Source organism: Streptosporangium nanhuense, assembly GCF_059358815.1.
Genome location: NZ_JCADBG010000009.1, coordinates 167,214 through 188,587, shown reverse-complemented (window position 1 = coordinate 188,587; position 21,374 = coordinate 167,214). Strand labels below are relative to the sequence as shown.

The following is a 21,374-nucleotide window of genomic DNA, read 5'->3' as shown; positions in this document are numbered from 1 at the left end:
ATCCGCTTCTTGTACGCCACCGTGTCCGTCACGCCGGACCCGGCTCACTTGATCACTCCGAACGCGACCGCGACCGGGACCGAGAGGAAGCCGACGACCAGCAGGGCCGACAGGCCCGTGGCGGCGGCCCTCAGCGAGCGGTAGCTGCGGCGGCCCGCCAGGCCGAGCGTCTGGAAGGCGCTCCACAGGCCGTGGCGCAGGTGCAGGCCGACCATGACGACCGCGAGCACGTAGAACAGGGTCACCCACCAGCGGGAGGGCGCGAAGCCCTCGACCAGGCGCTCGTACGGGGTGGCGGTGCCGCCCGCGGGGTTGACCGCGCCGAACGTCAGGTCCAGCAGGTGGTAGACCACGAACAGCACGATGACGACGCCGCCGTAGCGCATGGTGTGGACCGCGTAGCCGTTCGCCCGGGACTTGCGCCTGGCCGCGTACTTGACGGGACGGGCCTTGCGCGCCCGCCGGGCCAGGGAGATCGCCGCCCACATGTGCAGCCCGACCGCGACGACCAGTCCGATCTCGGCGACGGTCAGCAGGGTCCGGTACGGGAAGATCGGCTCGCCCAGGGTCCGCAGGAAGGCCGCGTAGGAGTTGAAGGACTCGGCGCCGAAGAAGCTCTTGAGGTTTCCGGCCATGTGGCCGACAAGGAAGAGCACCATCACGGCACCCGTGACGGCCATCACGGCCTTCTTGCCGTTGGAGGAGCTCAGGAAGCCGCCCCGCCGCCTGTGCCGTGCGGGCTTCGCGGGGACGTCCGCCGGGGGTTTCACCGACGCGGTGGCGGATCCGCGCTCAATCGTGGCAGTCACGTTTGTCACGCTAGGTAGGAGGATTTACCGGCGTCCAAGTCATCGTGGATGTGGTTTCCATAGCCTTTGGCTATTAGCTCTGCGTCCCTGCGGCTTCCGGCGACGCGAACCGGACAGGGTGCGAGCAATCTCACAACTTCTTTACGCCAATCTCACATCGTCTCCCACCCCTGCGTACGCCCCGGATCCGAGACCGGAGGGTCCGTGCGCTAGGAGCCCGAGTTCCGCCGACTCGCCCCCTCGGCGGCGCGCGTGCCAGGGGGCCGTACGCGAGGGAACCCCTACGCTAGGGAAACGTGCAGCTCCAGCAACTCGCCTACTTCGTGGCGGTCGCCGAGTCCCGGCACTTCACCCAGGCCGCCGAGGGGATGCGCGTCGCCCAGCCCTCGCTGAGCAAGCAGATCAAGGCCCTGGAGGCCGAGCTCGGCGCGCCGCTGTTCAGCCGCGCCCGGGGGAACGTCACGCTGACCCCCGCGGGTGAGGCCCTGCTGCCGCTGGCCCGCAGGATGCTGGCCGACGCCGAGACCGCCAGGAGCGAGGTCGGCGAGCTCGCGGGGCTGCGCCGGGGACGGGTCCGGCTGGGCGCGACCCCCTCGCTCTGCGCCGGGCTGCTCGCCGACGCGCTGGCCAGGTTCCACCACGCCTACCCCGGCATCGAGCTGTTCGTGGAGGAGGGCGGCTCCCGCGACCTGGTCCGCACCCTCGCCCGCGGCCAGCTCGACCTGGCGTTGATCATCATGCCGCTGCACAGCGACGACCCCGCCCTCGTCACCGAGGAGATCCTGCGGGAGAACCTCGTCGTCGCCTCCCCCTCGAACGATCACACCCACCGGCCGTACGTGCGCATCGACGAGTTGCGACGGCGGCCGATGGTGATGTTCAGGCGAGGGTACGACCTGCGGGAGGCGACGCTCAGCGCCTGCAGGCAGGCCGGGTTCGAGCCCAGGTTCGCGGTGGAGGGCGGCGAGATGGACGCCGTGCTGCGCTTCGTGGAGGCCGGGCTGGGGGTCGCGCTGGTCCCCTCGATGGTGCTGGACGGCCGCCCGGGACTGGCCGGGACGCCTCTGGCGCCTCCGGGGCTGCGCCGCACCATAGCCATCGCGCATCGCAAGGACGTCCAGCCCACCCGCGCCGCCCAGGCCTTCCGCTCGACCCTGCTCCTCTTCCTCACCGAGGCCGCCCGCGACGGCAGTCTCCCCCAGGGGCTCGATCTGATCACCGAGAGCTGAGCCGACGCTGCGGGACCGACCAGGACCGACCAGGACCGATCATGACCGAGGTGGTCGATCTGTCCCGGAAGCCGCAGCACGGCCGGTCTCCGCCGCGGCACGCGACGCGGGCGCCTGTCCCGCGCGACGGGCCGGGTTTGCGGACCCTCGCGCCGGGCAGGGGCGGCGGGCGCTCCCGACGGGCCTGCGGACAGGCCTCCGGAGGGGCGCTGTGGCGCGTTCCTGACGTGCGGAGGGTCACGATATCGACCGCGTGGATCACAGGGACTGATCAACACCCTCTAAGTCCCGGTGTCACACTATTCTACGTAGCGTCGACAGGTTCTCCCGATCCAACGAAGAGGCGTCAGTGACCGCCCCCGCCAATGACACGCTCACGCTCCTCCTCATCGAGGACGACGCGGGCGACGCCTTCCTCGTGGAGGAACTGCTCAGCGAGGCGGACAACCCACCCAAGATCATTTGGGTGCGAAGCATGGCCGAGAGCCGGGAGCGCCTCACCGAGGAGGTGCAGTGCGTGCTCGTCGACCTCTCCCTGCCCGACGCCACCGGCCTCGAGGCGCTGGAGCAGGTGCTGTCGATGGCGCCGCACGCCGCCGTGCTCGTGCTGACCGGCCTGAACGACACCCACGTCGGCGTGGAGGCCGTCGCCGCCGGAGCCCAGGACTTCCTGGTCAAACAGGATGTGGAGGCCCGCCTGCTGGCGCGGGCGATCCGCTACTCGATAGAGCGCAAGCGCGCCGACCTGGCCCAGCGCAGGCTGGTCGAGGCCGAGTTGCTCACCAAGGAGAACTCCCGCCTCGAACGCGGGCTCCTGCCGGTCCCGCTGCTGGCCCCGGGAGTCCTGGACCACCAGGCCCGCTACCTGCCGGGGCGCAGGCGCGCCCTTCTCGCCGGCGACTTCTGGGACACCGTGCAGAGCCCCGACGGCGCCGTCCACGTGGTGGTCGGCGACGTGTGCGGGCACGGCCCCGACGAGGCCGCGCTGGGGGTCGCGCTCAGGATCGCCTGGCGGACCCTGGTCCTGGCCGGGCACACCGGCAACGACCTGCTCGGCACCCTGGAGTCGGTGCTCCGCCTGGAGCGCAAGTCCGTGGAGATCTTCACCACCCTGTGCATCGTCACGATCGACCCCGCGCTCGACAGGGCGCGGATGCACGTGGTCGGGCACCCGCCGCCGCTGCTGATCCGCGACGGCGTGATCGACGTGGTGCCCGGCACCCCCTCCGGCCCCCCGCTGGGGATCTTCCAGGACGTCCGGTGGTCGGCGATCGACGTCCCGCTCGGCGACGACTGGTCGCTGCTGCTCTACACCGACGGGCTGATCGAGGCCACCGTGGGCGGCGGGCCCGACCTGCTCGGCACCGAGGGCCTGCTCAGCCTCGTCCAGGAGCAGGGCGGGATCGAGCTCGACCGCCTCATCGAACGCGTCATCGAGCTGAACCGCGACGCGCTCAGCGACGACCTGGCGACCGTGCTCATCTCTCGGAGCGGGAAACGATGACCGATCGTTCGGACCGTACAGATCACCCGGACCACTCAGATCACCCGGACCATTCAGATCACTCGGGCCACGGCCCTCGCCCCCTGTCCGCGCCCGCCCCCGCGAGGGGGTTCGGGAACCTCCCGGTGGGCCGCTGGTTCACGCTCGCCGGGGTGGGCATCGCGCTGGTCTTCATGATCTCCGCCGTCGTCACGATCAAGTCGATCGAGGAGACGCGGGAGGCCAGGGAGACGCTGGTCGACGTCGTCGACCCGGCGGCGCTGCGCCTCCTGGAGATCTCCAACGCGATGACCTCGCAGGAGAGCTCGGTCCGGGCGTACGGCAGGACCAACGAGGAGATCTCCCTCCAGGACTACCGCAACGCGATCGTCGCGGAGAACACCGCGCTGGGCGCGCTCGTAGCGCTGCTCCCCCGGATGCCGGAGCGGCAGGTGGTCGCCGCGGAGGTGGCCCGGCTGAAGGCGACGGGAGAGGCCTGGCGGCGCGACTACGCGGAGAAGGTCATCGCCTCCGTACCGACCCTGAAGACCGACGCGTCCCGGCAGAACGCCCCCATCAACGCCACCCGGTTCAACGAGGTCCGCCAGTCCCTCACCGGGCTCCAGAATCACCTGAACCGGCTGCACGAGGCCGGCGTCGTCCGGCTCGACCTCGGCTGGCAGGCCTTCTACATCGCGCTCATCGGGGTGGCCTCGGCGCTGGTCGTGGCCGGGATCGCCGCGGTGCTCATCGTGCGGTACGCCGTGCTCCGCCCGCTGGCCGAGCTGAACCAGCAGGTCCGCGCGGTCGCCCAGGGGGATTTCGACCACAAGCTCAGGGTCGAGCGCCCGGCCGAGCTCGCCGAGCTGTCCGGCCACGTCGACGCGATGCGCCGCCGCATCCTCGCCGAGTGGCGGCGGTCCTCCGAGACGCAGCGCAAGCTGGAGGACCAGACGGCGGAGCTGAGGCGCTCCAACGGCGAGCTGGAGCAGTTCGCCTACGTGGCCAGCCACGACCTGCAGGAGCCGCTGCGCAAGGTGGCCAGCTTCACCCAGATGCTGGAGCAGCGCTACGGCGACCAGCTCGACGAGCGCGCCAAGCAGTACATCGCCTTCTCCGTCGACGGCGCCAAGCGCATGCAGATGCTGATCAACGACCTGCTCGACTTCTCCCGGGTCGGCAGGATGGGCGGCGAGCGCACCAGGATCGACGCCACCGTGCCGTTCAAGGCCGCGCTGAACAACCTCGGCGCGACCATCGAGGACGCCGGGGCGACGGTGACCCACGACGACCTGCCCGAGGTGTACGGCAACCGGGCGCAGCTGACCCAGCTCTTCCAGAACCTCGTCGGCAACGCGATCAAGTTCCACTCGCAGGAACCGCCGGTGATCCACATCGGGGCGCGCCGCGACGGCGACATGTGGGAGTTCTCCTGCACCGACAACGGCATCGGCATCGACAGCAAATACACTGACCGCATCTTCCTGATTTTCCAGCGCCTGCACGGGCGGGACGTGTACGCGGGCACGGGCATCGGGCTGGCGCTCTGCAAGAAGATCGTCGAATACCACGGTGGTCACATCTGGGTCGACACCGGAAACGGCGCGAACAACGGGACTTCCGAGATCACCGGGGCCACCGAGAAAAACGGCAACACCGAGAACACCGCTATCACCGAGAACAGCGAGAACGTCGAGAAAACCGCCAAATCGGGCACGACCTTCCGCTGGACCCTTCCCACAGGAGACATGGATGAATGACCTGCGCTGGATCGACGTCCTCCTGGTCGAGGACGACCCGGGCGACGTCCTGCTGACGCGGGAGGCGTTCGAGCTCAACAAGGTCCGCAACAAGCTGCACGTGGTCAACGACGGCGAGCAGGCCATGGCCTTCCTGCGCAAGGAGGGCGACTACGCCGACATGCCCCGGCCCGACCTGATCCTGCTCGACCTCAACCTGCCCCGCAAGGACGGCAGGGAGGTGCTCCAGGACATAAAGGCCGACGAGAAGCTCCGCGGGATCCCGGTGGTCGTGCTGACCACCTCGGAGTCCGAGGAGGACATCCTGCGCAGCTACAACCTGCACGCCAACGCCTACGTCTCCAAGCCGGTCGACTTCGACCAGTTCATCAGCGTGGTCCGGCGGATCGACGACTTCTTCGTGACCGTCGTCAAGCTGCCCAACTCCAGCCAGCACTACTGACGGCCCGGCACTGCCGGCGGTTCGCCGGGGTCGCCGGCAGGGCGAGGAAAATCAGGGGTCGCCCATCCGTCGCATCCGTGCCTACGGCCTCCCGAGACCTCCCCGTGATCGTCCACCTCGTGAGATGCCGCAGGCGGGACGCCTTGGCACGCGAACGTGACAGGAATCACACCGGGTCGGTGAAATTGTGAGAGACCCCTTACACACAACCCCTGGGCTCCGTCGTAACGTATCCCCCACCAACATGCGCGCGCACGTGTGAGCCGGCGCGACGAGGCGCCGGACGCGCGGCACAACTGAAACAACCCGGACCCCTGGGCGAGCGGGGTCCGTGGGAGGTGGAGAGGTCTCGATGACCCAGACAACGGCCGAGAGCCCGGCCAGAAGGCAACGTGCGCAGATCAAGGAGCGCACTCTGCGGACCGACCAGTGGTGGCGCTATCCGCTGGTCACTTTCATCATTTTCACGGCATTCCTCGTCTACGCCACGTGGGCGATCTTTGATACAAGCTACTTCGTATCGCCGTACCACGCGCCGTTCGCGTCGCCCTGTCTGGCGACGAGCTGTCCGCCGGACGCGCGGCTGTTCGGCCTCGCCCCCTTCGGCGACTGGTACACCCTGCCCCCCGGCCTGCTGATCCTCGGCCTGCCCGCGGGGTTCCGCTTCACGTGTTACTACTACCGCAAGGCCTACTACCGGGGGTTCTGGCTCTCGCCCCCGGCCTGCGGGGTGAACGAGCCGCACAAGAAGTACTCCGGTGAGTCGCGGTTCCCGCTGATCCTGCAGAACGTCCACCGCTACTTCTTCTACGCGGCGATCCTCATCGGGCTCGTCCTGGCGTACGACGCGGTGAAGGCGCTGATCGAGAGGCCGGCCGGTCTGGGCACCTGGATCCTGATCGCCAACGCGGTCCTGATCAACCTGTACACGCTGTCGTGCCACTCCTGCCGGCACATCACGGCCGGGCGCCTGAACCACTTCTCCAAGCACCCGATCCGTTACCGGGCCTGGGGATTCGTCTCCAAGCTCAACGCCAGGCACTCGCAGCTCGCGCTGATCTCCATGTTCTCCGTCATGGGCGCCGACCTGTACGTGCGCCTGGTCGCCAAGGGCATCATCGCCTTCTCGTTCGCATAAGGATCTCCTGTGGAAATCGAGCGTCACGAATACGACGTCGTCGTCATCGGCGCCGGCGGTGCGGGTCTGCGGGCGGCCATCGAAGCCCGCCAGCAGGGCAAGCGGACGGCGATCGTCTGCAAGTCGCTGTTCGGCAAGGCGCACACGGTCATGGCCGAGGGCGGCGCGGCGGCCGCCATGGGCAACGTCAACAGCGACGACAACTGGATGGTGCACTTCCGCGACACCATGCGCGGCGGCAAGTTCCTCAACAACTGGAGGATGGCCGAGCTGCACGCCAAGGAGGCCCCCGACCGGGTCTGGGAGCTGGAGGCGTGGGGCGCGCTGTTCGACCGCACCAAGGACGGCAAGATCAGCCAGCGCAACTTCGGCGGGCACGAGTACCCCCGGCTGGCCCACGTCGGTGACCGCACCGGCCTGGAGCTGATCCGCACCCTGCAGCAGCGGGTGGTCGCGCTCCAGCAGGAGGACGAGAAGCTCCACGGCGACGCCGAGGCGTACATCAAGGTCTTCCAGGAGTGCACGGTGACCCGCCTGCTCAAGGAGACGGGTCCCGGCGGGAGCGGCGCGATCTCCGGGGCCTTCGGCTACTGGCGGGAGAACGGGAAGCTCATCCTGTTCGACGCCCCCGCGATCGTGCTGGCCACCGGCGGCATCGGCAAGTCGTACGTGGTCACGTCCAACTCGTGGGAGTACACCGGCGACGGCCACGCGCTGGCCCTGCTGGCCGGCGCGAAGCTGATCAACATGGAGTTCATCCAGTTCCATCCCACCGGGATGGTCTGGCCGCCCTCCGTACGGGGCATCCTCGTCACCGAGTCCGTCCGCGGCGACGGCGGGGTGCTGAGGAACTCCGAGGGCAAGCGCTTCATGTTCGACTACATCCCCGAGGTGTTCAAGGACAAGTACGCCACCACCGAGGAGGAGGGCGACCGCTGGTACACCGACCAGGCCAACAACCGCCGCCCTCCGGAGCTGCTCCCCCGCGACGAGGTCGCGCGGGCCATCAACTCCGAGGTGAAGGCGGGCCGCGGATCACCCCAGGGCGGCGTCTACCTGGACGTCTCCACCCGCCTCCCGGCCACGGAGATCATCAAGCGGCTGCCGTCGATGCACCACCAGTTCAAGGAGCTGGCCGACGTCGACATCACCAAGGAGGCGATGCAGGTCGGCCCGACCTGCCACTACATCATGGGCGGCGTCGAGGTCGACGCCGACACCGGCGCGGCGGGCGTGCCCGGCCTGTTCGCGGCCGGTGAGGTCTCCGGCGGCATGCACGGCTCCAACCGGCTGGGCGGCAACTCGCTGTCCGACCTGCTGGTGTTCGGCCGCCGCGCGGGAGCGGGAGCGGCCTCGTACGTGGACGGCCTGGCGGCCCGGCCGAAGATCTCCGAGGAGGTCGTGGCCGAGGCGAGCGCGGAGGCGCTGGCCCCGCTGGAGCGCGCGGGCGAGAACCCGTACGAGGTCCACCACGAGCTGCAGCGGACGATGAACGAGCTGGTCGGCATCATCCGCAAGGCCGAGGAGGTCTCCGAGGCGCTGGAGGCCGTGGAGAAGCTCAAGGAGCGGGCCCAGGGCGTCGGCGCGGCCGGCAGCCGCATCTACAACCCGGGCTGGCACCTCGCCCTCGACCTGCGCAACATGCTCCTGGTCTCGGAGTGCGTGGCGAAGGCGGCGCTGCTGCGCCAGGAGAGCCGCGGCGGTCACACGCGCGACGACTTCCCCGGCATGTCCGCCGAGTGGCGGACCAAGATCCTGCTCTGCGCCCTCGACGCGGACGGCTCCGGCGTCACGGTCCAGGAGCAGGTGCAGCAGCCGATGCGAGACGACCTCATCCAACTCTTCGACCGCGACGAGCTGAAGAAGTACATCACCGAGGAAGAGCTGGCCGCCTTTGACGCGCTGGCCAAGGAGTAACCATGAGTTACAAGGCGAAGTTCCGCGTGTGGCGGGGCGAGGGCGGCGAGGGCAAGCTCGAGGACTTCACGGTCGAGGTGAACGAGGGCGAGGTCGTCCTCGACATCATCCACAGGCTCCAGGCCACCCAGGCCCCCGACCTCGCCGTTCGCTGGAACTGCAAGGCCGGCAAGTGCGGCTCGTGCTCGATGGAGATCAACGGCAAGCCGAAGCTCGGGTGCATGACCCGGATGTCCACCTTCACCGAGGAGGAGACGATCACCGTGACGCCCATGCGGACGTTCCCGGTGATCAAGGACCTGGTCACGGACGTGTCGTTCAACTACCAGAAGGCCAGGGAGATCCCGTCCTTCACCCCTCCGGCCGACGTGAAGCCGGGCGAGTTCCGCATGCAGCAGATCGACGTCGAGCGGTCCCAGGAGTTCCGCAAGTGCATCGAGTGCTTCATGTGCAACAACGTCTGTCACGTCATCCGTGACCACGAGGAGAACAAGACCAACTTCGCCGGTCCGCGCTTCCTGATGCGGATCGCCGAGCTGGACATGCACCCGTACGACGTGGCCGACCGCAAGGACTCCGCCCAGGAGGAGCACGGTCTCGGCTACTGCAACATCACCAAGTGCTGCACCGAGGTCTGCCCCGAGCACATCAAGATCACTGACAACGCGCTGATTCCCATGAAGGAGCGCGTCGTCGACCGGAAGTACGACCCGCTGGTCTGGCTGGGCAACAAGATCTTCAAGCGTCCCAGCTCGAAGACCTGATCCCTCTCACCTCTCACGACGGCGCCGCCCACGGGCTCTCCCGGGGCGGCGCCGTCGTGTTTTCCCGTTGTTTCCTCGGCCCGCGCTTTCCTCGGGCCGTGCTTTCCTTAGGCCGTGCTTTCCTCAGGCCGTGCTTTCCTCGGGCCGCCGGCTCCCCGTGACCGCACCGCTTCCCGCTTCGCCCGTGAAAGGGCCGTGGAGACCGCTCCGGGGCGGCCGGGATCGTTCGGGGACGGCTTCCGGGGCAGCCGGGACGAGCGGGTAAGAGGCCGCTCAGGTGGAACGGCGGAAGAGGCCCGCTCAGGTGGAACGGCGGAAGAGGCCGCGCTTCTTCTTGCCGGAGTCCTGGCCGGGGAGCGGGTAGACCGCCGTCGGGGTCGGCTCGGCGGAAGGCCGCTCGCCTCCGGCCGGCCCGTCGCCGGAACCCGTCTCACCGGGGCCCTGGGCGGGACCACCCTGCGGCTCGGGTCCGAAGGACTTGTCCCCCGCGGGACGCTCCTGGCCGGACGGCGTGAAGCCGTCCTGGAGGGTCCGATCCTGTGAGAGCCCCTGGCCGGGGGCGTCCTTGGGGTCGGGGCCGGAGACGAAACCGGGACCGGAGGCCCGGAAGTCGTCCCGCGGGCCGTCGGCTCCCAGGTCGCCCCGGGCGGGCTCCTGCGGGAACGGCGCCCCGGGGAACTCCGGTGCCCCCTGCGGGAGGCGCACCTCGCCGGAATCGGGGCCGAGGCGCGGGGTGGCCTGGAAGGCGGCCGGTGAGCCGTCCTGGAGCGTCGGGCCGTAGGGCGCCTGTCCGGGCTGCACGGGCTGCGTGGGCAGCACGTGGCCGGTCTGCGGGTCGTACGGGGCACCGTGGCCGGCGACCGGCTGCTGCTCGTAGCCGGGCGCGGGCAGGTACGCCGTCGTCTGGTCGTACCCCTGGGGGTACTGCTCGGGGGCGTAGCCCTCCGGATAGACGGGGGCGTACATCTGCATGGGCACGAAGCTGATGATCGGCGCGTAGGCCGTACCGCCCTGGTAGGGGCCGGGGCCGTAACCGGGGCCGCCGGGGTAGGCCATCGGGTCCATCGGGTCGCGGCCCATCCCGCGCGGGCCCGCCCGGCGGATGGCCGCGGCGTGCGCCAGGCGGCGCAGCCTGCCCTCGAAGATCAGGACCGCGAACAGCACCAGCAACACCAGGATCAGCGCCGGGATGCCGAGCTGGCGGCTCAGCGTGGCCCCGTCGAACTCGGAACCCGCGTTGCGGATCTCGTACACGGAGGATCCCGAGGCGCTCTCGTCGAGCGTCGCGGTGTCGGACGGCGTGGGCACGGCGCTGGGGAGCGGCTGGTTCGGCTCGGGGTTGGTCGACGGGAACTGGGGCTCGTCGTTCTCCGTCGGGGTCTCCGCGGGCGGAGTCACCGGGGGCGGGGTGTTCTGGATCTGCGGCGGAGGCTGAGCGGCCTCGGTCTCCTGGGGGGGAGGAGGCGGTGCCGACGTGGACTTGCGAGGCTTCGGCGACGCCGGGACGGTGATCGTGGTGGTCACGGTCTTCTGCGGCACCGGCTTCTCCTCGGAGTCGCCGCCCTGGGGGTCCTCGGTCACCGTGACGGTGACGATCGGCGTGGGCTCCGCATCCCCCTCGCAGGGGCCCGCCGGATCGACGTCACACCCCTCGACCTGCGACGGGTTGACAGCCATCACCCTGACGGTCGCCCCGGCCGCGGAGGATCCGGTGAGCGGTGCCAGGGCGAGCAGGACGACGCCGCTGAGTCCCAGGGACATCACAACGGCGGAGACAGCCGCCCTGTGCCGTGCTCGCGTCACCGGTGCCCTCCGCGCAGTCAACCATGAACACGTCAAAGAAATACTAGTTGGGCAAAAGTAACAGTAAACCGCGTTTTACAAAACGTGTCGCGATCGACGACGGCGCTGGATCCTCCTTTGCAACCACAGGAGGCCGAGCAGCGCCCCCACCGCCGCTACTACCGCCGGGAGCCCGCGGACCCCTGTCAGCAGCGGGCTTGACTCGGCGACCGGCTGGACCTGGCCGCTCGAACCGTCGAGGTCCTGCGGGAGGGGCGCGCCCTGCGGGCGCGGATCCTGCGGGAGGGGCACCTGCGCGGCGGGGAAGGCGCCCGCCTGCGGCAGCTGGAGACCGTTCGCGAGACCGGGCATCTGGCCCGCCCCCGCCATTCCCATCGAGACCGGCGGCATCATGGGCCCCGGGGCGCCCGGCGCCCCCGCCCCGGGCTGCGCGCCCGGCACTCCCGGCTGCGCGTTCGGCATCTGCGCCCCGCCGGGAACCGGCATCTGCGGCCCGCCCGGCTGCGGGCCCACCGCCGGGTAACCCGCTCCGGGGTGGCCGGGAGGCAGGGGCCCGCCCATCGGCCCGCCCACGCCTCGCGGCGGCACGCCCGGCTGGCCCATGCCCGGCGCCATGGCCCCGATCCCCGGGTAGCCCTGGATCATCGGCCGGCCCATGCCCTGCCCCGGCACGGCGGGCTGCCCCACGGACCTTTTACCGGCCCCCGGATAGCCGGGGACCATCGGCCCGACCACGGGCCGGCGCGCCCCGGGGCGCCCGACGATCTTTCGCCCGCCTCCCGGCTGGACGGGGCCGAGCGCCTGGAGGTTCACCCCCGGCTGCGGCACCCCGGGCATCCCGGGCAGGCCGGTCATCGGCTGCCCCACCCCTGGCTGGCCGATTCCCGGCAGGCCCATCCCCGGCTGGCCGACTCCCGGCTGGCCGACTCCCGCGTGCCGGAGAGCCGACCGGCCCGCCCCCTGCCCGCGCGCACCGGACCGGCCCGCCGCCTGCCGCTGCCCGCGCGCCTTCCGCCCGGCCGCCTTGCGACCCGCCTGGGAGCCCACGGCCGAATGGTTCCTGCCGTTCTGACCCTGAAGCGCGGGGGCCGCCGGCACTCCCGCCGGCGGTACGGCGACCTGCCCCTGACCGGGCATGCCGACCCCGGCCCCGGGCACGACGCCCGGGGTCGCGGCGCCGTCGGAAAGCCGGGCCCCCTCCGGAAGGCTCGTCCCCTCCGGCGGGAAACCGGGGGCGCCCGGACCCGCGGGACGGCCGGGAGCGGCGGCCACGCCCGGAACCCGTGCGGGGGCGGGAGCGGCCACGGAGGACCCGGCCTCCTGGTGCCCGCCCGGCGAGGTGACCCGCGTCTCGTGGGAGGCCGCCGGGCCTCCCGTCGCCCCCGCGCCCCCGGGAAGCGCACGCGCCGGCGGGTTCACCGGAGCGCCGGCCCTCGGCGGAGCGCCCGGTCCGGCGGGAAGCGCGGAGGCAGCCGGGCCCGGAAGCGCGGCGGTGCCGCCCGTCTCCGTACCCGCCGCGCCCGACCGTGGGGCCGGGGCGACGAACGCCTTTCCGAGAAGATCGGACAGGAACTCCGACGTGCGCCGCTCGGCCCTTCGCGCCGCCACGGCCTCCGGGGTCTCCGGTGCGGCCAAAGGAGTCCCCTCGGCCCCCTCCCGGGCGTCCGGCGCGACCTGAGGAGCGCTCTCGGCCTCCGGGCCGCCCGGTGCGGCCAAAGGAGCGCCCTCGGCGTCCTCGGTCGCCTGGGGCACCCTGAGGACCATGCTGGCGGCACCTGGCGCCCCGACCCCGCGGGCGCCCGCGGACCTGTCCTCCCTCGCGGCGCGGGCGTGCTCCAGCGTCTCCGGCCCTCCGACGACGCCCCTGTCCGGCCGCATCGCCGCGTCCGTGCTCCTGATCGTGCTCTGGGCCTGCTGCCTCACCGTCTCGCCGCCGGGCCCGCTCATCCGGGCCATCGCGGTCACCGTGACGTCCTGCGGGCGCTCAGGTACGGCGAGCAGCACGTCGACGGTGCCGCCCCGGGCGGGCAGGGCGCCGACCACGCACACCCCCGCCCCCCTGGGAACGGGTACCGAGGACCTGGTCTCCTGCGGGCACTCGATGCCCGCGAGCGCCTCGGCGGGGGTCGTCAGGACCGCCAGCCGCGCGTCGGAGCCCGGTCCCTGCAGGCGGATGCGGAAGCGGATCGCCCGGTCGGCCCGGCTTCCCGGCGCCCACGCGCCGGGGTCGGCCGCGGCCAGGTCGAGTGGCAGCACGGCCGGCTCGTCCATCTGGACGGCGTACACCCCCGAGGATCCGAGGATGAGCACCCCCGCTCCAACAGCGGACACTAACCCAGTACCACGCCACCATACGGTCACCGCATATCTCCGTTCCCCGGGTACGGACACGCGACATCGCCACGTCCAGTAGCAGTTATGTCACGTTGCGGAGTCGATCAATCCTTATTGAACCGACCTTGCCCATCGTTGAGACGACCTTGTACCGCCCGGACGATTGGAAGGTCCGCGGGGAGCCACGCCACGTCGTAGAGCTCGTCCTCGGTCAGCCAGCGCAGGTCCAGATGCTCCCTCGCCTCGGGCTTGCCCTCGGCCACCACGGCGAGCCAGACCCGCAGGACGTAGCCGCCGGCGAGCGCCCAGTCGCCGCCGACACGCTCGCCCACCTCGATCAGCACGCCGAGTTCCTCCTGGCACTCCCTGACCAGTGCCGTGTGCTCGTCCTCGCCGGGATCGACCTTCCCCCCGGGAAGCTCCCACCCTCCGGCCAGCTCGGGAGGGTCGGCACGCTGGGCGGCGAGCAGTCTCCCGTCACCGTCGACGATGGCGGCGCCCACAACGACCTTTTCCATGGCTCCCGATTCTGTCAGCCCTGCTCCCGCGCCTTGAGCTGCGCGAGGATCTGGGGATGTTGCAGCGGCCGGGTGAACCCCACGATCCCGGTGCGTTCCCGGTAGGTGGTGACCTTGATCGGCCCGCACAGCCGGCATCTCGCCTCGACCATCTTGCCCGGAGAGACCACCATTCCCACGTGCCCGGGACGGTCTGGGCCGGTTCCTGGCCCGGAGTTGAAGAAGACGAGGTCCCCCGCCCGCTCCTCCCCCTCGGGAACCTCGATGCCGAACGGCCACTGCCCGAACGTGGTGCGCGGGATGGTCAGGCCGACGCTGCGGTAGGCCATGTAGATGATCCCCGAGCAGTCGTAGCCGGCGGGGCCCGTGCCGCCCCAGATGTAGGGCTTGCCGCGCTGGGCCAGCGCGTACTGCAGGATCGCGGCCACCGTGCTCGTCGGCGCCGCCTCCAGCATGGGCTCGTCGCAGCTCTCGTCCGCCTCGGGCGGGGTGGTGACCTCGCCGTCCTTGGCGTACTTGCCGGCGATCTCCATGACCTGGTCGACGTACCACCAGGCACGGTTGTAGACGAACAGCGAACGCCGCACCTCCTCCGGCGCGCCGTTCCGCTTCAGCATCTTCGCCGCGCCTAGGATGGCGTCCGCCGGGTTGTACACGTCGGCCCAGCCGTCTCCGTCGCCGTCGGAGGCGTAGCCGTTGAACTTGGACGGGATCTTGATCTTGGCCTTGCCGCCCCACGTGCTGATGAGAAACTGCATCGGCCCGGCGGCGCCCGCGTAGTTGGTGCCGCTCCGCACACCGGGGAGCGTGGAGCGGCCGTGGTTGGTCTCGCGCTTGCCGACCCCGGCGAGCACGTTCCACTGCACGCCGACCTTCCGGCCGTGCTCGCGGTACAGCTTCAGATACTCCTCGGGGATGTCCGACGTCGCGGTCTCCGACTGGTCGTCCGCCTGCCCGCCCTCCTCGCAGTCGGGCTGCTGCGTCTCCCCGGTGACCGAGGGGAAGGACGGGAAACTGCTGATCATCATCATCGGCGCCATGATCAGCGTGACCAGGCAGAGCGCGGCGACTCCGAGGATCAGCGCGAGCCGGAGGTTCTTGTTATCCCTCATCCACCCTCGCCGTCCGTCCCTCCGAGTCCGTACACGACCTCGCCACCCGCTCCGCCACGCCCGTGCGCGACCCCGCCACGCCCGTGCGCGACCCCGCCGCTCATCCGGTCGCGCCGGTCTCGGAGGGCTGCTCGTCCCCCTCCTGGCCGGAGTCGGCCGGCTGGAGGTCGTGGACCCGCCATTCGGCGCCGACCTGGATGAGGGTGACGGCGTACTCCGCGGTCCGCTCGTTCACCCCGCTCCTGGCCGTGACGTTCTGGGTGCCGACGACCACGAAGACCACCGAGGCGCTGTCGATCTGCCGGATCTCCTTCACCCGCGCCGACCCGACGGAGACGACCTCGTCGGCCCTGTTCGTCTCGACGGTGCCCGGCGAGGTGACGGTCCGCAGCAGCGCCCCCGAGAACTCCGCCGTGACGTATCCCTTGAGGCGGTCGCCGTAGACCGCCGGGTCCTCGTCGTAGCTGAAGGTGCCGTACTCGGCGGTGAACCGCTGCGCGTAGTCGGCGGCCGCGGCCAGTTCCTGCTTGGTCATCGGCAGGTAGGAGTAGACGTCGAAGGGCGCGTTGCTGGCCGTCGCCGCCGGACGCGCCGGCTCCGCGGCCGGTTCCCGCCCTGACGCCACGGTACGGGTGACGCCCGCCGGTTCCGCCCGGGTCTCCGGCCCCGTGCCGGTGTCGGGCCACATGGTCAGGTAGACGCCGACGGCGGCGAGTATCACGACCAGCACCGCGAAGACGGTCCCCCGCCGGCTGCCTCCCTCGATCATTGTCAGTCCTTGTCGCGATTGGACGGGCGCAGCCAGAACGGCGGCGGCTCACCGGCCTCCCCGCCGCGCTCCGCCCGCCTGGTGATCCAGAGCGGGGGCGCCTCGGACGACCTGCCCCCGGAGTCGCGGTTCCGCGAACCGCCGGAACCCCGGGAGGAGCCACCCCCGCCGAAGATGCTCCCGCCGGAACCTCCCGAACCGCCGGAGCCCGAGGAACCCCGCGAGGAGCCGCCGCCGTTACGCGACCCCGAGCCGGAGCCACCCCGCGAGGAGCCCCGAGAGGAGCCACCCCCGCCGAAGATGCTCGTGCCCGGACGGCCACCACCGGAGGAGCCGGAAGAACCGGAGGAACCCGAGGACCTGCCCGACGAGGGCGCCGAGGGCCTGACCGCCGGGGCGCCGGACGACCTGCCCGCCGAGGGCGCCGAGGAGCCGCCGCCCGAACCCCCCTGCGGGGCCCAGCCACCGGAACGGCCGCCGAACCAGCCGCCCGAACCTCCCGAACCCCCGGAGCCCGAACCTCCCGAGCCGCCAGACCCGCGCCCGGAGGAGCCTCCGGACCTGGTGGGGGGAGCGCCGCCTCCCGTACCGGCCCCGGAGAGGTTGAGCGGCGGCGCCGCGCCGGGGCGGGCCGCGGTGACCGGCCTGCCGGTGCCCCTGCGCCGCCCGGCCGCCTGGGAGTCGGTGTCGAGCGGCGCCGGTTGCGCGCCGACCGGGACCCGCGTGCCCGACGGCGTGCCGGGCGTGGCACCGCCGTCCTCGCCGCGGACCTTGCCCTGGGCGACCGCGGCCGCCGCCGCGCCGACGGAGACCCCGCCGGCCATCGCGGCCGCCTGCAGCATCGGCTCGGCCTTGCGCATGCCCCACCGGCCCGCCCTCGCCGCCGCGACCGGCGGCAGCACGGACGCGGCCCGCTGCAGGGTCGGCGCGGTCGCCGCGTCGCCGAGCATCCGGGTGGTGAGCGTGTGCCCGTCCATGGAGGAGAACAGGTGCTGGAACGGCCGCCGGTAGAAGAACACCGCGATCGTCAGGATCGCCATGAACATGACCTGCATGCCCCACGGCATCGCCGTGGAGATGATCAGGGCGTAGCCGTACACGAGCACGCCGAGCACGAGGGCGAGCACGGCCTGTCTGAGCAGGGTGCCTATCAGCATCTCCACCCAGCGCATGGCGATGATCCGCCCGGAGCCCGGATGGACGCCGATCAGCAGGAAGACCGGCGCGAGGATCAGCAGCAGCAGGAACCCGACCTTGAGGACCAGCAGCGAGACCGCCACCAGGAAGATCAGCAACCCGGCGACCACCGCGGCCATGAGGGCGCCGATCGCGACCCCCAGGCGGCTCGTCCAGTCCTTGCCCTGGAACAGGGGGAAGACGGGCGTGGTCTGCAGCTTGTCGGCGATCTCCGTCTCGTACCTCGCCTGGTGGGAGTTCGCCTCCGGCATCTGCTCGGCCTTCATCTCGGCCGCGTCGATCGTCTGGATCTCCAGCAGCTTCGCGCCGAACACCTTGATGATGGGGGCGTCGGCGTCGGCCGTGCCGAACTGGCCCATCAGCCACGGCTTGCAGACCAGGGTGGACCAGAGCGCGTCGGAGTTCTGCTCGACGCCGGGCACGCCGCTCTGGCCGTACCCACCGCTCTGGACCTGCGGGTTGGTGTCGCCCTTGGCCGGCAGGCAGGACGTCCCGCCCGCGCCGGGCAGCCCGGAGAAGGCGGAGTTGACCACCTCGCCGGTCTTGTCGGTGACGACCTTGCCCAGCCCGGTGAGGTCGCCGGGGCGGCTGAAGAACCAGACCGCCACCGTGACCGCGAGGACCATCCAGATGACGCCCTCGGCGGTGGTGGTGGCGCGTTTGCGGATCAGCCCGTACCAGGCCAGCCAGATGGCGCCGAGGATCACCAGCGGCCGCAGGTACGGCCAGTACATGGCGTCGGCCAGGCGGACCACCATGTCGTCGACGACGTTCTTGATCGATTCCAGCGGGCCCTCGGTGGCCGCCGCCTGGTAGGTCGTGATGGTCAGCCGGTCCAGCGCCTTGGCCCACAGGAAGACCGTGTTGGCCATCGCGTTGCCCATCACCGCCGCAATGTCGTCGCAGCCGAGCAGGTGGGTGTGCCAGAACTGGCCGCTCATGCCGTACGTCGCGTAGTTGCCCTGGACCGCCGGGGGCTGCGCCGCCGGGGCGCCCGGCTGGGCGGCGTCGGGGAGCGGCGGCTGGATCAGGCCGTCGACGCCTCCGGCGACCATGTCCGGGGACAGGTCGGGCGACATGTCGCAGGGAGCCGCGGCGACGGCCGTGGACGTGTCGTCGGGGAACACCAGCGGCAGCGCGAGGAAGGCGGCCAGCGCCACCAGCCCGATGGCGACCCGCCTGCCGAGCCGTCCCCTGCGGGAGGCCCTCTCGCGGGAACCTCGCGCCTCGCGAAGCCCGCCCAACCCTCGCAGCCCGCGAAGACCCTTCGGCCCCTTGGGGGACCGTCTCTCACGAGAGCCCTCACGCCCCTTGCGGGAGCCTTTCATGACCGCACCTCCAGCGCCGCAGCCCCCGGCCTACCGACTCTGTCGCCCCCAGGAAGATCATGCACTTTCTCGTCGGGTTTGTCGTGGGTCGGATTCGTGTCCAGCCAGCGCAGCAGCTCGTCCGAGATCAGGTCCACCCCGATACGGCCCGCGCGACCGTCCAGATCCCGGAAGACGCATTCGCCGTTGCCGAGCGAGCGCAGCACCGCCTTGTGCTCCTCCGACGGTTCGACCCCGAGCAGCGCCATCACGTGCTCCACCTCGACGCGTTCCGTGGAGCGGAACGCGAAGACCGACGACAGGCAGTTGGTCACCTGCTCGCTCAGCAGGTCTCCGGCGTTCTGCGAGACCAGGACCAGCGCCGTGTTGCGGGAACGGCCCATCCGGCTGACCTCGGGCACCAGCTTGGCTCCCTCGGGGGTGGAGGTGATCGCCCACGCCTCGTCCAGGAAGATCGCCTTGGGCGTCCGCCGGTCCAGGCCGTTCATCAGACCTCGCGCGAACTGCGCGACGAGGTAGAGCAGCGCCACCGACAGCCTCTGCTCGTACGAGTAGTCGTCGCGGCCGGTGGAGGCGTCGGGCAGCGTCAGGCCGCCCAGGGTGAAGACCGTCGTCCAGCCCTCGGTGTCGATCTGGTCGCCGCCCGAGGGGTCGAAGCAGAGCCTGGCCAGATGCATGTCCGACATGGAGCGGAGCACCGCGCCCAGGTTCTTGGAGGCGGCGTCCTCGGTCCGCTCCAGGAAGTCGACGACCTTGCCCAGCGACGGGTCCTCGGCGTTGGACACCGCCGCGACCGCCTGGATCATCGCCGACTCGCGCTCCTCCGACATGCGGGGCAGCAGCAGGCGCAGGGTCTCGGTGGCCATCGTCTTCTTGGCCGCCAGGTCGTCGCCGAACGAGAACGGGTCGAGCAGGCCGGGGGCCGCCGACCCCAGCGGGATGATCCGCGCCTTCCTGCCCCGCTTGCGCAGCAGCTGCACCAGCGAGTCGGCGTCGCCCTTGGGGTCGATGACCGCGACCGTCACCCCGCGCAGCGCCATCTGGTAGATCATCAGCAGCGCCAGCGTGGTCTTGCCGCCGCCGGGCTCGCCGGTGATGGCGATGGCCGTCGGCCGGTTGCGCGTCGCCGCCACCAGCGGGTCGAAGTGCACGATGCTGCGGGCCCGGCCCAGGGTCTCCCCGACGTACGGGCCCATCCAGCCCGAGGCGCTCTCGTCGACCCGGTCGCCCAGGTCGACGGTGGCGGTGGCCATGCCGCCCGCGATGGTGCGCAGCGGCTGCCGCTGCGCGTAGGCGTTGACCCGGACCCGCTCTCCCGGCAGCGTCTCGCAGAACAGCGAGAACTGGTCGCCGGTGGAGTTGACGATGTCGATGCCCATGTCGCGGTAGTGCTCCACGACCGCCTCGACCCGCTGCACGCAGATCTCCTCGGTCGGGGCCGACACGATGAGGCGGTGCCAGCCGTACACGAACGGCAGGCGCTCCTTGGTGATGCCGTGCTCCAGCATCCGGGCCGCGTCGATCTGCTCGGCCAGGGCCAGCGGCGCCTCCGCGCCCGCCTCCCGGATGTGGATGTCCATGTCGCGGGCGTGGGCGAGCTTGCGCGCCACGTCCTTGCTCGCCTTGACCGGCGGGATCAGCCGCATCCTCGAACTGATCTCCACGGGGAAGGGCAGCTGGTCGGCGAAGTGCATCCAGGGCTCGCCGTCGGGGAAGGGCATGAGGTCGGGGAAGCGGGCGAAGGACATGTGCGCCACGTAGGAGTCGCCCTGCGGCTGCTCGATGCGCAGCAGCGCCCTGCCGTTGTGGATCTGTCCCTCGACGAGGGACTCGATCTCGCCCTGCCCCCACCTGCGCTTGGGGCTGGCCGAGGCCGGGGGGTCGCCGAGCGATCCGGTCGTGGCGTGCTGGAAGAGCCAGGCGAGCTCGACGGAGGTGGCGTGCCTGGCGTACAGGGCGCTGGCCGACAGCGCCCTGCCCAGCCGTTCCGCCTGCTCGGACCACTTGGCGATCTCCGCCTTGGGGACGTGGTCGTCCTCGATGCCCAGTGCCTTCTCGCTGCGCTGGTAGAAGCCGAAGAGCTGTGAGAGGACCCCGGTGCCCAGCTGCCGCCCGCGCGTTCCGAGCCGTACGCCGAGGTAGACCTCCTTGGTCCAGAAGTCCTTGGCCCAGACGTGGCGGTACATGTCCTCCAGGTAGTCGCGCCAGCCCGGCCCCTCGTCGGAGGTCGCGTTCAGCGCCATCGCCCACTCGGCCGCGGGGTAGGTGCGGTGCGCCACGCGCAGGTGCACCTCGGCGTCGGGCATGCGGATGGCGGCAAGCGCGATCGTGATGTTGGTGGCCAGCGCCTCCCGCTCCTCGGGAGTGATGAACTCGTAGCTCACGGTGGGGAGCCTGAAATAGGCCCAGACCGACGAGTCGGTCAGCAGGATCCGGTCGTCGAAGTATCGGACGGCCAGGCGGCTGCGGGTCCGGGAGGCGCGGCTCACAGCCCCTCCCCCACCGCTCGCGCGGCCCCGCGGCGCCCGCGGTCTCCGGACCCCTCGCCGACCCGGATCCCGCCGCACCCGCTCACCCGCGCCTCGCCCGCGCGCGTCCTCCCGAAGCAGACCGCGTCGACCTGATCCGGCCCGCTCACCCGCGTCCGGCCCGGCCCGTTCGCCCACACCTCGTACGACCCGTTCACCCGCGCCCGGTCCGGCCCGCTCGCCCGGACTCCGGCCTGCCCGCTCACCACCTGCACCTCGTCTCGCCCGTTCACCACATCTCCT

At 71.1% G+C, this 21,374-nt stretch carries 16 protein-coding genes; 7 read left to right on the top strand and 9 right to left on the bottom strand.

Translation table 11 applies throughout. From position 1 onward, the window contains the following. Positions 1–44: 44 nt before the first annotated feature. Positions 45–809: a succinate dehydrogenase cytochrome b subunit gene (locus AC5L38_RS19280; RefSeq protein WP_495244181.1), complete on the bottom strand. Its 765-nt coding sequence runs from the start codon at positions 807–809 to the stop codon at positions 45–47. Positions 810–1,105: 296 nt separating this feature from the next. Here AC5L38_RS19280 and AC5L38_RS19275 point away from each other — a divergent pair, with 296 nt between their 5' ends. From AC5L38_RS19275 to AC5L38_RS19245, 7 genes are all read left to right on the top strand, one after another. After that, the gene (locus AC5L38_RS19275; RefSeq protein WP_495244180.1) at positions 1,106–2,038 is read left to right on the top strand and encodes a LysR family transcriptional regulator; all 933 of its coding nucleotides are present in this window, start codon (positions 1,106–1,108) and stop codon (positions 2,036–2,038) included. A gap of 349 nt (positions 2,039–2,387) precedes the next feature. Then, complete coding sequence (locus tag AC5L38_RS19270; RefSeq protein ID WP_495244179.1) at positions 2,388–3,542, top strand: PP2C family protein-serine/threonine phosphatase; 1,155 nt, start codon at positions 2,388–2,390, stop codon at positions 3,540–3,542. Positions 3,543–3,667: 125 nt separating this feature from the next. Then, complete coding sequence (locus AC5L38_RS19265; RefSeq protein WP_495244178.1) at positions 3,668–5,281, top strand: sensor histidine kinase; 1,614 nt, start codon at positions 3,668–3,670, stop codon at positions 5,279–5,281. Then, positions 5,274–5,723 (top strand): response regulator, encoded by a 450-nt coding sequence (locus tag AC5L38_RS19260; protein WP_344921319.1) that lies wholly within the window; start codon positions 5,274–5,276, stop codon positions 5,721–5,723. Before AC5L38_RS19265 ends, AC5L38_RS19260 begins: the two co-directional genes overlap by 8 nt. A 352-nt stretch (positions 5,724–6,075) precedes the next feature. After that, positions 6,076–6,861 (top strand): succinate dehydrogenase subunit SdhC, encoded by a 786-nt coding sequence (gene sdhC, locus AC5L38_RS19255; RefSeq protein ID WP_495244177.1) that lies wholly within the window; start codon positions 6,076–6,078, stop codon positions 6,859–6,861. Positions 6,862–6,870: 9 nt separating this feature from the next. Further along, on the top strand, positions 6,871–8,778 hold the full coding sequence (locus AC5L38_RS19250; RefSeq protein ID WP_495244176.1) for a fumarate reductase/succinate dehydrogenase flavoprotein subunit: 1,908 nt from the start codon (positions 6,871–6,873) through the stop codon (positions 8,776–8,778). Between the two features lie 2 nt (positions 8,779–8,780). Next, positions 8,781–9,542 (top strand): succinate dehydrogenase/fumarate reductase iron-sulfur subunit, encoded by a 762-nt coding sequence (locus AC5L38_RS19245; RefSeq protein ID WP_495244175.1) that lies wholly within the window; start codon positions 8,781–8,783, stop codon positions 9,540–9,542. Positions 9,543–9,842: 300 nt separating this feature from the next. Here AC5L38_RS19245 and AC5L38_RS19240 read toward each other — a convergent pair whose 3' ends face one another. The 8 genes from AC5L38_RS19240 to AC5L38_RS19205 all read right to left on the bottom strand — a co-directional run bounded on the left by AC5L38_RS19240 (position 9,843) and on the right by AC5L38_RS19205 (position 21,364). Next, positions 9,843–11,303: a hypothetical protein gene (locus AC5L38_RS19240; RefSeq protein ID WP_495244174.1), complete on the bottom strand. Its 1,461-nt coding sequence runs from the start codon at positions 11,301–11,303 to the stop codon at positions 9,843–9,845. A gap of 117 nt (positions 11,304–11,420) precedes the next feature. Beyond that, positions 11,421–13,655 (bottom strand): hypothetical protein, encoded by a 2,235-nt coding sequence (locus AC5L38_RS19235; protein ID WP_495244173.1) that lies wholly within the window; start codon positions 13,653–13,655, stop codon positions 11,421–11,423. A gap of 128 nt (positions 13,656–13,783) precedes the next feature. Next, positions 13,784–14,197, bottom strand: coding sequence for a (deoxy)nucleoside triphosphate pyrophosphohydrolase (locus AC5L38_RS19230; protein ID WP_386266051.1), 414 nt, complete (start codon positions 14,195–14,197; stop codon positions 13,784–13,786). A 14-nt stretch (positions 14,198–14,211) separates the two neighbouring features. Next, complete coding sequence (locus tag AC5L38_RS19225) at positions 14,212–15,309, bottom strand: C40 family peptidase (protein WP_495244172.1); 1,098 nt, start codon at positions 15,307–15,309, stop codon at positions 14,212–14,214. 100 nt (positions 15,310–15,409) lie between these two features. Next, positions 15,410–16,078 carry a hypothetical protein gene (locus tag AC5L38_RS19220; protein WP_495244171.1) on the bottom strand — a complete coding sequence of 223 codons (669 nt, stop codon included), beginning with the start codon at positions 16,076–16,078 and terminating at the stop codon, positions 15,410–15,412. Between the two features lie 2 nt (positions 16,079–16,080). Then, positions 16,081–18,603 carry a type IV secretion system protein gene (locus AC5L38_RS19215; RefSeq protein WP_495244170.1) on the bottom strand — a complete coding sequence of 841 codons (2,523 nt, stop codon included), beginning with the start codon at positions 18,601–18,603 and terminating at the stop codon, positions 16,081–16,083. Then, complete coding sequence (locus AC5L38_RS19210) at positions 18,600–21,092, bottom strand: ATP-binding protein (RefSeq protein ID WP_495244169.1); 2,493 nt, start codon at positions 21,090–21,092, stop codon at positions 18,600–18,602. The genes AC5L38_RS19215 and AC5L38_RS19210 overlap by 4 nt, the downstream gene beginning before the upstream one ends. Continuing rightward, a complete protein-coding gene (locus tag AC5L38_RS19205) occupies positions 21,089–21,364 on the bottom strand; it encodes a hypothetical protein (protein ID WP_495244168.1) in 276 nt (91 codons plus the stop codon). The genes AC5L38_RS19210 and AC5L38_RS19205 overlap by 4 nt, the downstream gene beginning before the upstream one ends. Positions 21,365–21,374: the final 10 nt, after the last annotated feature.

Excerpts from the sequence above, each read along its gene's own strand:
- AC5L38_RS19260 (WP_344921319.1), top strand. The coding sequence starts at position 5,274 with ATGAATGACCTGCGCTGGATCGACGTCCTCCTGGTCGAGGACGACCCG.
- sdhC (WP_495244177.1), top strand. The coding sequence starts at position 6,076 with ATGACCCAGACAACGGCCGAGAGCCCGGCCAGAAGGCAACGTGCGCAG.
- AC5L38_RS19245 (WP_495244175.1), top strand. The coding sequence starts at position 8,781 with ATGAGTTACAAGGCGAAGTTCCGCGTGTGGCGGGGCGAGGGCGGCGAG.
- AC5L38_RS19240 (WP_495244174.1), bottom strand. The coding sequence starts at position 11,303 with ATGTCCCTGGGACTCAGCGGCGTCGTCCTGCTCGCCCTGGCACCGCTC.
- AC5L38_RS19230 (WP_386266051.1), bottom strand. The coding sequence starts at position 14,197 with ATGGAAAAGGTCGTTGTGGGCGCCGCCATCGTCGACGGTGACGGGAGA.
- AC5L38_RS19225 (WP_495244172.1), bottom strand. The coding sequence starts at position 15,309 with ATGAGGGATAACAAGAACCTCCGGCTCGCGCTGATCCTCGGAGTCGCC.
- AC5L38_RS19220 (WP_495244171.1), bottom strand. The coding sequence starts at position 16,078 with ATGATCGAGGGAGGCAGCCGGCGGGGGACCGTCTTCGCGGTGCTGGTC.
- AC5L38_RS19215 (WP_495244170.1), bottom strand. The coding sequence starts at position 18,603 with ATGAAAGGCTCCCGCAAGGGGCGTGAGGGCTCTCGTGAGAGACGGTCC.